This window comes from Bacillus cabrialesii (assembly GCF_004124315.2).
Lineage (GTDB): Bacteria > Bacillota > Bacilli > Bacillales > Bacillaceae > Bacillus > Bacillus cabrialesii.
In genome coordinates, this window is record NZ_CP096889.1 from 77,826 (window position 1) to 92,500 (window position 14,675).

General features: G+C 44.8%; 14 protein-coding genes and 1 rRNA gene (1 of these 15 only partly in view). All 15 read left to right on the forward strand.

From position 1 onward, the window contains the following. Window positions 1-58: 58 nt before the first annotated feature. Window positions 59-1,972 (forward strand): ATP-dependent zinc metalloprotease FtsH, encoded by a 1,914-nt coding sequence (gene ftsH, locus EFK13_RS00420; RefSeq protein ID WP_014662498.1) that lies wholly within the window; start codon window positions 59-61, stop codon window positions 1,970-1,972. 191 nt (window positions 1,973-2,163) lie between these two features. Continuing rightward, window positions 2,164-2,940, forward strand: coding sequence for a type III pantothenate kinase (locus tag EFK13_RS00425; protein ID WP_003218395.1), 777 nt, complete (start codon window positions 2,164-2,166; stop codon window positions 2,938-2,940). Window positions 2,941-2,951: 11 nt separating this feature from the next. Next, the gene (hslO, locus tag EFK13_RS00430; RefSeq protein WP_129506953.1) at window positions 2,952-3,827 is read left to right on the forward strand and encodes a redox-regulated molecular chaperone HslO; all 876 of its coding nucleotides are present in this window, start codon (window positions 2,952-2,954) and stop codon (window positions 3,825-3,827) included. Between the two features lie 46 nt (window positions 3,828-3,873). Continuing rightward, a complete protein-coding gene (locus EFK13_RS00435) occupies window positions 3,874-4,767 on the forward strand; it encodes a peptidyl-prolyl cis-trans isomerase (RefSeq protein ID WP_129506952.1) in 894 nt (297 codons plus the stop codon). A gap of 75 nt (window positions 4,768-4,842) precedes the next feature. Continuing rightward, complete coding sequence (gene cysK, locus EFK13_RS00440; protein WP_064814067.1) at window positions 4,843-5,769, forward strand: cysteine synthase A; 927 nt, start codon at window positions 4,843-4,845, stop codon at window positions 5,767-5,769. A gap of 161 nt (window positions 5,770-5,930) precedes the next feature. Next, window positions 5,931-7,343: an anthranilate synthase component I family protein gene (locus tag EFK13_RS00445; RefSeq protein WP_129506951.1), complete on the forward strand. Its 1,413-nt coding sequence runs from the start codon at window positions 5,931-5,933 to the stop codon at window positions 7,341-7,343. Window positions 7,344-7,356: 13 nt separating this feature from the next. Next, a complete protein-coding gene (gene pabA / locus EFK13_RS00450) occupies window positions 7,357-7,941 on the forward strand; it encodes an aminodeoxychorismate/anthranilate synthase component II (RefSeq protein ID WP_129506950.1) in 585 nt (194 codons plus the stop codon). After that, window positions 7,941-8,822, forward strand: a complete 882-nt coding sequence (gene pabC / locus EFK13_RS00455; protein ID WP_129506949.1) for an aminodeoxychorismate lyase — start codon at window positions 7,941-7,943, stop codon at window positions 8,820-8,822. The genes pabA and pabC overlap by 1 nt, the downstream gene beginning before the upstream one ends. After that, the gene (gene folP / locus EFK13_RS00460; protein ID WP_003218403.1) at window positions 8,804-9,661 is read left to right on the forward strand and encodes a dihydropteroate synthase; all 858 of its coding nucleotides are present in this window, start codon (window positions 8,804-8,806) and stop codon (window positions 9,659-9,661) included. Before pabC ends, folP begins: the two co-directional genes overlap by 19 nt. Beyond that, on the forward strand, window positions 9,654-10,016 hold the full coding sequence (gene folB / locus EFK13_RS00465; RefSeq protein ID WP_003242079.1) for a dihydroneopterin aldolase: 363 nt from the start codon (window positions 9,654-9,656) through the stop codon (window positions 10,014-10,016). The genes folP and folB overlap by 8 nt, the downstream gene beginning before the upstream one ends. Beyond that, window positions 10,013-10,516, forward strand: a complete 504-nt coding sequence (gene folK / locus EFK13_RS00470) for a 2-amino-4-hydroxy-6-hydroxymethyldihydropteridine diphosphokinase (protein WP_129506948.1) — start codon at window positions 10,013-10,015, stop codon at window positions 10,514-10,516. Before folB ends, folK begins: the two co-directional genes overlap by 4 nt. Continuing rightward, window positions 10,468-10,677, forward strand: a complete 210-nt coding sequence (locus EFK13_RS00475) for a helix-turn-helix domain-containing protein (RefSeq protein WP_019257267.1) — start codon at window positions 10,468-10,470, stop codon at window positions 10,675-10,677. The genes folK and EFK13_RS00475 overlap by 49 nt, the downstream gene beginning before the upstream one ends. A gap of 20 nt (window positions 10,678-10,697) precedes the next feature. Beyond that, on the forward strand, window positions 10,698-11,699 hold the full coding sequence (gene dusB, locus EFK13_RS00480) for a tRNA dihydrouridine synthase DusB (protein ID WP_129506947.1): 1,002 nt from the start codon (window positions 10,698-10,700) through the stop codon (window positions 11,697-11,699). Between the two features lie 91 nt (window positions 11,700-11,790). Continuing rightward, on the forward strand, window positions 11,791-13,290 hold the full coding sequence (gene lysS, locus EFK13_RS00485; RefSeq protein WP_129506946.1) for a lysine--tRNA ligase: 1,500 nt from the start codon (window positions 11,791-11,793) through the stop codon (window positions 13,288-13,290). Window positions 13,291-13,601: 311 nt separating this feature from the next. Next, window positions 13,602-14,675 (forward strand): 16S ribosomal RNA (locus tag EFK13_RS00490) (it continues 476 nt past the right edge of the window).

The following is a 14,675-nucleotide window of genomic DNA, read 5'->3' on the forward strand; positions in this document are numbered from 1 at the left end:
AATGATTTTCTATGGTACTATTGAACATAGTTGTGCTTACTGTGGGAGGAGGTAAGGAATGAATCGGGTCTTCCGTAATACCATTTTTTATTTACTTATTTTATTAGTAGTAATCGGGGTTGTGAGCTACTTCCAGACCTCAAATCCGAAAACAGAAAATATGTCGTACAGTACGTTTATCAAAAACCTGGATGACGGGAAAGTTGATAGCGTATCGGTTCAGCCTGTCAGAGGTGTTTATGAGGTAAAAGGACAGCTGAAAAACTACGACAAAGATCAATACTTTTTGACTCATGTTCCTGAAGGAAAGGGAGCAGACCAGATATTTAATGCTTTGAAAAAGACAGACGTAAAGGTTGATCCCGCTCAAGAAACAAGCGGATGGGTGACGTTCCTGACGACCATCATCCCGTTTGTCATTATCTTTATTCTGTTTTTCTTCCTGCTCAATCAGGCTCAAGGCGGCGGCAGCCGTGTCATGAACTTTGGTAAAAGCAAGGCGAAGCTTTATACAGAGGAAAAGAAACGCGTCAAATTTAAAGACGTTGCAGGGGCAGACGAAGAAAAACAAGAACTTGTTGAAGTTGTTGAGTTTCTGAAAGATCCCCGCAAGTTTGCCGAACTCGGCGCAAGAATCCCTAAAGGCGTGCTTTTAGTCGGACCTCCGGGTACCGGTAAAACATTGCTGGCAAAAGCTTGTGCAGGTGAAGCTGGCGTACCTTTCTTCAGCATCAGCGGATCTGATTTCGTTGAAATGTTTGTAGGTGTCGGTGCTTCCCGTGTGCGTGACTTGTTTGAAAATGCGAAAAAGAATGCGCCTTGTTTGATCTTCATCGATGAAATTGACGCAGTCGGACGCCAGCGTGGAGCAGGTCTCGGCGGCGGACACGATGAACGTGAACAGACGCTTAACCAATTGCTTGTTGAAATGGACGGATTCAGCGCCAATGAAGGAATTATCATCATTGCTGCGACGAACCGTGCGGACATCTTGGACCCTGCCTTACTTCGTCCGGGACGTTTTGACCGTCAAATCACAGTTGACCGCCCAGATGTCATTGGCCGTGAAGCTGTATTGAAAGTCCATGCGAGAAACAAACCGCTGGATGAAACGGTTAACCTGAAATCGATTGCCATGAGAACACCAGGCTTCTCAGGCGCGGACTTAGAAAATCTATTGAACGAAGCTGCTCTTGTGGCTGCTCGTCAAAACAAGAAAAAAATCGATGCGCGTGATATTGACGAAGCGACGGACCGCGTCATTGCCGGACCTGCTAAGAAGAGCCGCGTCATCTCCAAGAAAGAACGCAATATCGTGGCTTATCACGAAGGCGGACACACCGTGATCGGACTCGTTTTAGATGAGGCTGATATGGTGCATAAAGTAACGATTGTTCCTCGCGGCCAGGCTGGCGGATATGCAGTTATGCTGCCAAGAGAAGACCGTTACTTCCAGACAAAGCCGGAGCTGCTTGATAAAATTGTCGGCCTCTTGGGCGGACGTGTCGCTGAAGAAATTATCTTCGGTGAAGTCAGCACAGGAGCGCACAATGACTTCCAGCGTGCGACGAATATTGCAAGACGAATGGTTACAGAATTCGGTATGTCAGAAAAACTGGGACCGTTGCAATTTGGACAGTCTCAGGGCGGTCAGGTATTCTTAGGCCGTGACTTCAACAATGAACAGAACTACAGTGATCAAATCGCTTATGAAATTGATCAGGAAATTCAGCGCATCATCAAAGAATGTTATGAGCGCGCGAAACAAATCCTGACTGAAAATCGTGACAAGCTTGAATTGATTGCTCAAACGCTTCTGAAAGTTGAAACGCTTGACGCTGAACAAATCAAACACCTTGTCGATCATGGGACATTGCCTGAGCGCAATTTCTCTGATGATGAGAAGAACGACGATGTGAAAGTAAACATTCTGACAAAAACAGAAGAAAAGAAAGACGATACAAAAGAGTAATTCGCTTTCTCTCTAAAAACTGCCGGCTGATGCTGGCAGTTTTTTTTTGTCAATCACGCTCCGGCAGCTGTGTTTACAATCATCCAATTCTGGTATCGATTTGTTTACAAATAAGCCGCTGATCGTGTATGGTATTGTAGAATGTTTGTAAAAAGTAAAGTAGAGAAACTATTTTAAAGTGGTGATAGAGGTTGTTACTGGTTATCGATGTCGGGAACACCAATACTGTACTTGGTGTATATCATGATGGAAAATTAGAATATCACTGGCGGATAGAAACAAGCAGGCATAAAACAGAAGATGAGTTTGGAATGATTTTGCGCTCTTTATTCGAGCACTCCGGGCTCATGTTTGAACAGATAGATGGCATTATTATTTCATCAGTAGTGCCGCCAATCATGTTTGCTTTAGAAAGAATGTGCACAAAATACTTTCATATCGAACCGCAAATTGTCGGTCCGGGTATGAAAACAGGTTTAAATATAAAATATGACAATCCGAAAGAAGTGGGGGCAGACAGAATCGTAAATGCTGTCGCTGCGATACACTTATACGGCAATCCGTTAATTGTTGTCGATTTCGGGACTGCCACAACGTACTGCTATATTGATGAAAACAAACAATACATGGGCGGGGCGATTGCTCCTGGGATTACGATTTCGACAGAGGCGCTTTACTCGCGTGCGGCAAAGCTTCCGCGCATCGAAATCACCCGTCCTGACAATATTATCGGAAAGAACACTGTAAGCGCGATGCAATCTGGAATTTTATTTGGCTATGTCGGTCAAGTAGAGGGCATCGTCAAGCGAATGAAATGGCAGGCAAAACAGGAACCAAAGGTCATTGCGACAGGAGGCCTTGCGCCGCTCATTGCAAACGAATCAGATTGTATAGATATCGTAGATCCATTCTTAACCCTAAAAGGGCTGGAATTGATTTATGAACGAAACCGCGTAGGAAGTGTATAGGAGGTTTAGTAATGGATTATTTAGTAAAAGCACTTGCGTATGATGGAAAAGTTCGCGCTTATGCAGCGAGAACAACTGATATGGTAGATGAGGGACAAAGACGCCATGGTACGTGGCCGACAGCATCCGCTGCACTGGGACGTACAATGACAGCTTCGCTTATGCTAGGCGCTATGCTGAAGGGCGATGATAAGCTGACCGTGAAAGTCGAGGGCGGAGGCCCAATCGGAGCTATTGTAGCTGATGCCAATGCAAAAGGGGAAGTCAGAGCATACGTCTCTAACCCGCAAGTTCATTTTGATTTAAATGAACAAGGCAAGCTTGATGTCAGACGCGCGGTTGGAACAAACGGAACGTTAAGTGTCGTAAAAGATTTAGGTTTGCGCGAGTTCTTTACAGGACAAGTAGAAATCGTTTCAGGAGAATTGGGCGATGATTTCACTTACTATCTTGTGTCATCTGAGCAGGTTCCTTCATCTGTGGGCGTGGGTGTGCTCGTAAACCCTGACAACACCATTCTTGCGGCAGGGGGCTTTATCATTCAGCTTATGCCGGGAACAGATGATGAAACGATCACAAAAATTGAACAGCGTTTATCTCAAGTTGAGCCGATTTCTAAGCTCATCCAAAAAGGGCTGACACCAGAAGGAATTTTAGAAGAAGTCCTAGGCGAGAAGCCTGAGATTTTGGAGACGATGCCTGTTAGATTCCATTGTCCTTGTTCAAAAGAACGTTTCGAAACAGCCATTTTAGGACTAGGCAAAAAAGAAATTCAAGATATGATAGAAGAAGATGGACAAGCCGAAGCAGTATGCCATTTTTGTAATGAAAAGTACTTATTTACAAAAGAAGAGCTGGAAGGGCTTCGTGACCAAACTACCCGCTAAGCTCTTTAGCGGGTTTTTAATTTAAGAAAAGGGGCTGAAAGCAGGTTTGAAATCAAGAACAATCTGGACCATTATTTTAGGGGCACTGTTGGTGTGTTGCATTTCTGTTGCCTATACGCTGACTAAATCCCAAGCTGGCGCATCGTCGTCCGGTGAGTCAATTGCGACTATCGGAGACAAGAGCGTGACAAGAGAAGAATGGCTGAAAGAAATGGAAGATCAATATGGAAAGTCAACGCTTGAAGATATGATCAATGTCCGAGTCGTTGAACAGCTGGCCAAAAAGAACAACCTGAAAGTATCTAAAAGCGAAATTGAACGTGAGTTTTTGCTGATTAAAGCGGTCAACAATTCCTTTTACGAAGACGGACATACGACCGAGAAAGAGTGGAAAGACCAAATTCGTTATAATATCCTCCTTGAAGAATTGTTAACAAGGGATATTGATATCTCAAACAAAGAATTGAAATCATTCTATAATAAAAATAAAGAACTATATCAGTTTGATGATTCGTATCGAATTCGGCACATTGTTGTGAAAGGTGAAGAAGAAGCAAGAGAAGTCCTGAAAGAATTGAAAGGCGGATCAAGCTTTGAAGCTGTCGCGGCGGAAAGGTCTACAGACAGGTATACCTCGCCATACGGCGGAGATTTAGGCTTTGTCACAGAAGCATCAGACAACATTCCGTCAGCATATATTGAAGAAGCAAAAACACTCAAAGAGGATGAATGGTCTGAAGAGCCGATAAAGGTCAGTAACGGATATGCCGTTATTCAGCTGAAAGAAAAACTAAAGGCAAGGACCTTCTCATATGATGAAGTAAAGGATCAGATCAGGCGCCAAATCGCAATGGATCAGCTAGGCGATAAAGCGACAGTCAAAACACTTTGGAAAGAAGCCGATGTATCGTGGTTTTATGGGGAAAAAAGTACTAAGTGATTGACAAAAAATTTTGAAATTGATAGATTATATACATAATACCAATACAAATAGTCGGAAATTGAGGTGTCGAGAATGGTACGTGTAGCAAACTCCATTACTGAATTAATTGGGAATACGCCAATCGTTAAATTAAATCGCCTTGCAGATGAAAACAGTGCGGATGTATATCTAAAGCTTGAATACATGAACCCTGGAAGCAGTGTAAAAGACCGTATCGGTTTAGCCATGATTGAAGCCGCTGAAAAAGAAGGAAAATTAAAAGCCGGTGATACAATCATTGAACCGACAAGCGGAAATACTGGAATCGGGCTCGCGATGGTTGCTGCGGCGAAAGGATTAAAAGCCATTTTGGTTATGCCTGATACTATGAGCATGGAGCGCCGCAACCTTCTTCGCGCTTACGGTGCTGAGCTTGTGCTGACTCCTGGCGCGGAAGGCATGAAAGGCGCCATTCAGAAAGCTGAAGAGCTTGCTGAGAAGCACGGATACTTTGTGCCGCAGCAGTTTAACAACCCTTCTAACCCAGAAATTCACCGCCAAACAACGGGTAAAGAAATTGTTGAGCAATTCGGTGATGATCAGCTTGACGCGTTTGTGGCCGGAATTGGAACGGGCGGAACGATTACGGGAGCGGGCGAAGTTCTGAAGGAAGCATACCCTTCCATCAAAATTTACGCTGTTGAACCGTCAGATTCTCCAGTGCTTGCAGGAGGAAAACCAGGCCCCCACAAAATTCAGGGAATCGGAGCTGGATTTGTGCCGGACATCTTAAACACTGAAGTATACGATGAAATCTTCCCTGTGAAGAATGAAGAAGCATTCGAATATGCCCGCAGAGCTGCACGTGAAGAAGGAATTCTCGGAGGCATCTCATCAGGAGCGGCAATTTATGCTGCTCTTCAAGTAGCGAAAAAACTCGGAAAAGGCAAAAAAGTTTTGGCCATCATTCCAAGTAACGGCGAACGTTATCTGAGCACGCCGCTGTATCAATTCGATTAAAATGCCAAACTCCCGGCCCGCCGGGAGTTTTTTTATTTGTGCATCAAATATGCCATGTCTGCGACGAATGTTATTCTTGGAAGAGAAATTCACTTTTTTCACTAACAAGATTGCTTTACAATAAAAAACAAGCAAAAAAAGAAAATAGAGGAATGATATAAATGGCACAACGCAGACCGGCAGGCAAAAAGGTACCCTTTCAAAAAGACTCATTCTTACAACAATTTGAGAAACTTGCGCAATCCAGAAAACAGCATGTGCTTCTTGAAAGTGCAAGAGGCGGCAGATATAGTATAGCCGGTCTTGATCCAATTGCGACTGTAAAAGGAAAAGACGGAATTACCACGATTAAGCATGGGGATGAGCTGCTGTTTAAAGAAGGTGATCCATTGCGTGCCTTCCACAGCTGGTTTAAAACACTGGAAACAGAAACAGACCATGAGCTTCCGGATTTTCAAGGCGGGGCAATCGGATTTCTCAGCTATGATTACGCGCGTTACATTGAAAACTTTAAAATGCTCTCACTGGATGATTTGGAAACACCGGATATTTATTTTCTTGTCTTTGATGATATAGCTGTTTATGACCACCATGAAGAATCTCTATGGCTGATTACTCATGTTAATGGTTCTGATCACGAAACTGCGGACGTGAAGCTATCTGAGCTGGAGCGCATGTGGCTGACTGAGCTTCCTGCTGTCTCTTCGCGAGAGATGAAGCATGAAACAGATCGTTCCTTCGCGGCGCCATTTACCGAGGACGGGTTCTCGCAAGCTGTAGAGAAAATCAAACAATACATTGCCAGCGGAGATGTGTTTCAAGTCAATTTGTCAATAAGGCAGTCGCAGGCACTGTCTGCCCACCCATATCAGATTTACAAGATTTTGAGAGATGTAAATCCTTCTCCTTATATGGCCTATTTAGAAACACCTGATTTCCAAATTATTTGCGGATCGCCTGAACTGCTTGTCAGCAAAAAGGGCAAACTATTAGAGACGAGACCGATTGCAGGCACCCGCTCCAGAGGGAAAACCGATGAAGAAGACGAGGCGCTGGCAAACGAATTGATCCATAATGAAAAAGAACGCGCTGAACATGTCATGCTGGTTGACCTTGAGCGAAATGATCTTGGACGAGTATCACGTTACGGATCAGTGAGCGTGAACGAATTCATGGCAATTGAAAAATACTCGCATGTGATGCATATTGTGTCCAACGTCCAAGGTGAACTGCAGGATGGGTATGATGCTGTAGATATTATTCATGCTGTATTTCCCGGAGGAACCATTACAGGTGCTCCGAAAGTAAGAACGATGGAAATTATAGAAGAACTTGAGCCGACACGCCGCGGGCTTTATACTGGATCTATAGGATGGTTTGGATATAATCACGATCTGCAGTTTAATATCGTCATTCGAACCATTTATGCAACCGGAGGGCAGGCATTTATGCAGTCCGGCGCAGGAGTTGTGATTGATTCCGTTCCAAAGCACGAATACAGGGAATCATTCAAAAAAGCTTTTGCAATGCAAAAGGCGTTAGAGCTGAGCAAAGAAGAGACAAAAATTAGATGAGGTGAGCGGAGAAATGATTTTAATGATTGATAACTACGATTCATTCACGTACAACTTGGTGCAGTATTTGGGCGAGCTTGGGGAGAAGCTGATTGTGAAACGCAATGATGACATTACGATCGAAGAAATTGAAGAACTGTCTCCGGATTTTCTGATGATTTCACCTGGACCGTGCAGTCCTGATGAGGCGGGAATCAGCCTTGAAGCAATTAAGCATTTCGCAGGCAAAATCCCCATTTTTGGAGTATGCCTCGGACATCAGTCCATCGCACAAGTGTTTGGCGGAGACGTGGTTAGGGCAGAGCGGCTTATGCACGGGAAAACCTCGGAGATAGAGCATGACGGCAAGACAATCTTCGAAGGTTTGAAAAAACCTCTTGTTGCGACTCGTTACCATTCGCTGATCGTCAAGCCTGAGACGCTGCCAAGTTGTTTTACAGTAACAGCCCAAACGAAAGAAGGAGAAATCATGGCCATTCGCCACAATGACCTCCCGATTGAGGGTGTACAATTTCACCCAGAGTCTATTATGACCTCCTTTGGGAAAGAAATGCTCAGAAATTTCATTGAGACATACCGCAAGGAAGTTATTGCGTAATGATATATGTTAACGGCCGGTATATAGAGGAGAAAGATGCAGTTCTTTCTCCTTTTGACCATGGATTTTTATATGGAATCGGTGTTTTTGAAACCTTCAGGCTCTACGAAGGCTGCCCATTTTTACTTGATTGGCATATAGAAAGGCTTAAACGAGCGCTTGAGGATCTCCAAATTGAGTATACTGTTTCAAAGCTTGAGATCCTTGAGATGCTGGACAAGCTGCTTTGGCTGAATGATATCAAGGACGGCAATGCCCGCGTCAGGCTGGACATATCAGCAGGAATCAGCGACAAAGGCTTTGTCGCCCAGACATATGATAAGCCCACCGTTTTATGCTTTGTGAACCACCTGAAATCAGAAAGCCTTCCTTCGCAAAAAGAAGGAAAGGTTTTATCGTTACGGAGAAACACGCCAGAGGGGCCGTTCCGGTTAAAATCTCATCATTATTTAAATAATATGTATGCAAAGCGGGAAATCGGAAATGATCCGCGTGTCGAAGGGATTTTCTTGACAGAAGATGGAGCTGTTGCAGAAGGCATCGTATCGAATGTTTTCTGGAGAAAAGGCAGCTGTGTCTATACGCCATCCCTTGATACCGGTATTCTTGACGGTGTCACGAGGCGTTTTGTCTTGGAAAATGCAAAGAATATAGGACTGGAACTCAAAACTGGCCGATTTGGGCAGGAGGCTCTTTTGGCAGCTGACGAAGCGTGGATGACAAACTCGGTTCTTGAGATCATCCCGTTTACTAAAATAGAAGAAGTAAACTATGCGGGACGAAGAGGAGAAGCAGCCTCTGCTCTTCAAACGCTATACAAAAAAGAAATAAAGAAGATGATTCATGAAAAGGGAGGAAGAGAATGGCGCAGCAAACGATAGACCAAACACAAGTAATCCATACCAAGCCCAGCGCTTTATCATATAAAGAGAAGACACTGGTGATGGGGATTTTAAACGTAACGCCTGACTCTTTCTCGGACGGCGGAAAATATGACAGCTTGGACAAGGCGCTGCTGCACGCGAAAGAGATGATCGATGACGGTGCCCATATCATTGATATCGGAGGAGAATCGACAAGGCCCGGCGCCGAGTATGTGTCAGAGGATGAGGAGATGTCCAGAGTAATTCCGGTGATTGAGCGGATCACAAAAGAACTGGGCGTGCCGATTTCTGTAGATACGTACAAGGCTTCTGTCGCTGATGAAGCTGTGAAAGCCGGTGCATCCATCATCAATGATATTTGGGGAGCGAAACATGACCCGAAGATGGCTTCCGTTGCAGCCGAACACAATGTTCCCATTGTTCTCATGCATAATCGCCCAGAGAGAAATTACAATGACCTATTGCCGGACATGCTGTCGGACTTAATGGAGAGTGTAAAAATCGCTGTTGAAGCCGGAGTAGAGGAGAGGAACATTATCCTTGATCCAGGTATCGGCTTCGCGAAAACCTATCACGACAATCTGGCAGTGATGAACAAACTCGAGATTTTGAGCGGACTGGGGTATCCGGTTCTTCTGGCAACCTCCCGAAAAAGATTCATCGGACGTGTTCTGGATCTTCCGCCTGAGGAGCGGGCTGAGGGAACAGGTGCGACCGTGTGTCTCGGCATTCAGAAAGGCTGTGACATTGTCAGGGTCCATGACGTGAAACAAATTGCCAGAATGGCGAAAATGATGGATGCTATGCTGAACAAAGGAGGGGTGCACCATGGATAAAGTCTATGTAGAAGGCATGGAGTTTTACGGATATCACGGTGTGTTCAAAGAAGAAAACAAGCTCGGACAGCGGTTTAAAGTTGATTTAACCGCTGAGCTGGATTTAAGCAAAGCCGGACAAACAGACGACCTTGAACAGACGATTAACTATGCAGAGCTCTATCACGTATGTAAAGATATCGTGGAAGGGGAGCCTGTGAAATTGGTGGAAACGCTGGCGGAACGCATTGCTGACACGGTGCTCAAGAAATTTCAACCGGTACAGCAATGTACTGTGAAAGTGATTAAACCAGACCCGCCAATTCCCGGACACTATAAATCAGTAGCAATTGAAATCACGAGAAAAAAATCATGAACAACATAGCTTATATTGCACTAGGATCTAACATTGGAGATAAAGAAGCGTATTTAAGACAAGCGGTGGCCTTGCTGCACCAGCATGATGCTGTGACAGTCACTAAAGTGTCGTCTATTTACGAAACTGACCCGGTCGGATACGAAGACCAAGATGAATTCTTAAATATGGCTGTTGAAATCAAGACATCGCTGAACCCTTTTGAACTCCTTGAACTGACGCAGCATATAGAAAATGAACTAGGCAGAACAAGGGAAGTAAGATGGGGACCGCGGACGGCAGACCTTGACATTTTGCTGTTTAATCGTGAAAATATTGAAACAGAGCAACTAATTGTTCCGCATCCGAGAATGTATGAGCGTTTGTTTGTCCTTGTACCGCTTGCGGAGATTTGCCCGCAGGTTGAAAAAGAGGCGAAAAACGCGGAAACAGACCAAGAAGGTGTAAGAGTATGGAAGCAGAAATCTGGGGTAGACGAATTCGTGCATTCAGAAAGCTGAAAGGTTATACTCAAGAAGGATTTGCAAAAGCATTAGGTATATCAGTTTCTATTCTCGGCGAAATTGAACGCGGAAACCGATTGCCGTCAGCTGCCATCATTCAAAATGCAGCAGATGTTTTAAATATAAGTGCGGACGAATTGGCCCCGCCAGAAAAATAAACAATGAAAGGAGGGGAAGAATGTTTAAAATCGGTGATATTCAATTGAAAAACCGGGTTGTGCTTGCCCCTATGGCTGGTGTCTGCAACTCAGCGTTCAGATTGACTGTAAAGGAATTCGGAGCTGGATTGGTATGCGCCGAAATGGTCAGTGACAAAGCGATCCTTTACAACAATGCAAAAACAATGGGGATGCTTTACATTGATGAACGTGAAAAACCGCTCAGCCTTCAGATTTTCGGAGGGAAAAAGGAAACCCTTGTGGAAGCGGCGAAGTTTGTAGACCAAAACACAACTGCTGACATTATTGATATTAACATGGGATGTCCTGTACCAAAGATTACAAAATGTGATGCGGGCGCCAAATGGCTTCTTGATCCTGATAAGATTTATGAAATGGTTTCTGCAGTAGTGGAGGCCGTTGATAAACCAGTTACAGTGAAAATGAGAATGGGCTGGGACGAAGACCACATTTTCGCAGTGAGAAACGCACAGGCTGTAGAACGTGCGGGCGGAAAAGCAGTTGCGCTTCACGGCCGTACAAGAGTGCAGATGTACGAAGGAACGGCAAACTGGGATATCATCAAAGAAGTAAAACAATCAGTATCGATTCCGGTTATCGGAAACGGCGATGTAAAGACGCCGCAGGATGCTAAACGTATGCTTGAGGAAACTGGGGTAGACGGTGTCATGATCGGACGTGCCGCACTGGGCAATCCGTGGATGATTTACCGTACTGTTCAATACCTTGAAACAGGCGAATTAAAAGAAGAGCCGCAAGTACGCGAAAAAATGGCGGTATGCAAACTGCATCTTGACCGCCTAATTAACCTAAAAGGTGAAAACGTAGCGGTAAGAGAAATGAGAAAGCACGCTGCTTGGTATCTGAAAGGCGTAAAGGGCAATGCAAAGGTTCGTAATGAAATCAACCATTGCGAGACAAGAGAAGAGTTTGTACAGCTTTTAGATGCATTTACTGTTGAAGTTGAGGCAAAAGAGCTTCAAGACGCAAAAGTAGGATAATACTCACCTCTATTTGCTGCTCACTGCCAGTTTTGTGCTGGCAGTTTTTCTGCTTTATTCATGAAACAATATCTGTAATGGAGTGATAACAATGAGTCAAGAAGAGCATAACCATGAAGAATTGAACGACCAGCTGCAAGTCAGACGCGATAAAATGAATCAACTGAGAGATAACGGCATTGATCCGTTCGGCGCTCGTTTTGAAAGAACTCACCAGTCTCAGGAAGTTATTTCGGCATATCAAGATCTAACCAAAGAAGAGTTAGAAGAAAAAGCGATCGAAGTTACAATCGCAGGCCGCATGATGACAAAACGCGGCAAAGGAAAAGCCGGCTTTGCGCATCTTCAGGACTTAGAAGGCCAAATTCAAATCTACGTAAGAAAAGACAGTGTCGGCGACGACCAATACGAAATCTTTAAGTCTTCTGACCTCGGTGACCTGATCGGCGTAACCGGAAAAGTCTTCAAAACAAATGTAGGCGAATTGTCTGTTAAAGCAACTTCATTTGAATTGCTGACAAAAGCACTTCGCCCGCTTCCTGACAAATACCATGGTCTAAAAGACGTTGAGCAGCGCTACCGTCAGCGATATCTGGATCTTATCGTAAATCCAGACAGCAAACATACGTTCATCACACGAAGCAAGATCATTCAAGCGATGAGAAGATATCTTGATGATCATGGATACTTAGAAGTAGAAACACCAACAATGCACAGCATTCCAGGGGGAGCTTCTGCGCGCCCATTTATCACTCATCATAATGCGTTAGATATTCCGCTTTATATGCGTATTGCAATCGAATTGCACCTAAAGCGCCTAATCGTCGGCGGTTTAGAAAAAGTTTATGAAATCGGCCGTGTTTTCCGTAATGAGGGTGTCTCTACACGCCATAACCCTGAATTCACGATGATTGAGTTATATGAGGCATATGCGGACTATAAAGATATCATGAGCTTAACTGAAAACCTTGTTGCTCATATCGCCCAAGAAGTGCTTGGATCAACTACAATTCAATATGGTGAAGAACAAATCGACCTAAAACCGGAGTGGAAAAGAATCCATATGGTTGACGCAGTTAAAGAAGCGACTGGCGTTAATTTCTGGGAAGAGGTTACGGTTGAGCAAGCTCGTGAGTATGCAAAAGAACACGGCGTAGAAATTAAAGATTCTATGACAGTAGGTCATATCATCAACGAATTCTTCGAACAAAAAATTGAAGAAACGCTTATTCAGCCAACGTTTATTTACGGACATCCTGTAGAAATTTCTCCTCTAGCTAAGAAAAACCCTGAGGATCCGCGTTTTACAGACCGTTTTGAACTGTTTATCGTTGGCCGTGAACATGCAAACGCGTTTACAGAACTGAATGACCCTATTGATCAAAGAGAACGCTTTGAAGATCAATTAAAAGAGCGTGAAGCGGGTAATGATGAAGCTCATCTAATGGATGAAGACTTCGTTGAAGCTCTGGAATACGGTATGCCGCCAACAGGAGGTTTAGGCATCGGTATTGACCGTCTGGTTATGCTGCTGACAAATGCTCCTTCTATTCGCGACGTACTATTATTCCCGCAAATGAGACAACGCTAATAAAAAGAGCGGCATCCTTTCACTATGAGGGATGCCGCTCTTTTTAAATTCCTAAGTATTTCTTCAAAAAACTATTGCACTATTATTTACAAGGTGGTATATTATTATTCGTTGCCGCTAAACAAGGCGATAACGAAAAAAAGAAATTCAAAAAAGTTATTGACTTCACTGAGTCAGCGAGTTATAATAATAAAGTCGCTTAAACGAAGTCGACAAACAAAATGATCTTTGAAAACTAAACAAGACAAAACGTACCTGTTAATTCATTTTTATAAAATCGCACAGCGATGTGCGTAGTCAGTCAAACTACTTTATCGGAGAGTTTGATCCTGGCTCAGGACGAACGCTGGCGGCGTGCCTAATACATGCAAGTCGAGCGGACAGATGGGAGCTTGCTCCCTGATGTTAGCGGCGGACGGGTGAGTAACACGTGGGTAACCTGCCTGTAAGACTGGGATAACTCCGGGAAACCGGGGCTAATACCGGATGCTTATTTGAACCGCATGGTTCAAATATAAAAGGTGGCTTCGGCTACCACTTACAGATGGACCCGCGGCGCATTAGCTAGTTGGTGAGGTAACGGCTCACCAAGGCAACGATGCGTAGCCGACCTGAGAGGGTGATCGGCCACACTGGGACTGAGACACGGCCCAGACTCCTACGGGAGGCAGCAGTAGGGAATCTTCCGCAATGGACGAAAGTCTGACGGAGCAACGCCGCGTGAGTGATGAAGGTTTTCGGATCGTAAAGCTCTGTTGTTAGGGAAGAACAAGTACCGTTCGAATAGGGCGGTACCTTGACGGTACCTAACCAGAAAGCCACGGCTAACTACGTGCCAGCAGCCGCGGTAATACGTAGGTGGCAAGCGTTGTCCGGAATTATTGGGCGTAAAGGGCTCGCAGGCGGTTTCTTAAGTCTGATGTGAAAGCCCCCGGCTCAACCGGGGAGGGTCATTGGAAACTGGGGAACTTGAGTGCAGAAGAGGAGAGTGGAATTCCACGTGTAGCGGTGAAATGCGTAGAGATGTGGAGGAACACCAGTGGCGAAGGCGACTCTCTGGTCTGTAACTGACGCTGAGGAGCGAAAGCGTGGGGAGCGAACAGGATTAGATACCCTGGTAGTCCACGCCGTAAACGATGAGTGCTAAGTGTTAGGGGGTTTCCGCCCCTTAGTGCTGCAGCTAACGCATTAAGCACTCCGCCTGGGGAGTACGGTCGCAAGACTGAAACTCAAAGGAATTGACGGGGGCCCGCACAAGCGGTGGAGCATGTGGTTTAATTCGAAGCAACGCGAAGAACCTTACCAGGTCTTGACATCCTCTGACAATCCTAGAGATAGGACGTCCCCTTCGGGGGCAGAGTGACAGGTGGTGCATGGTTGTCGTC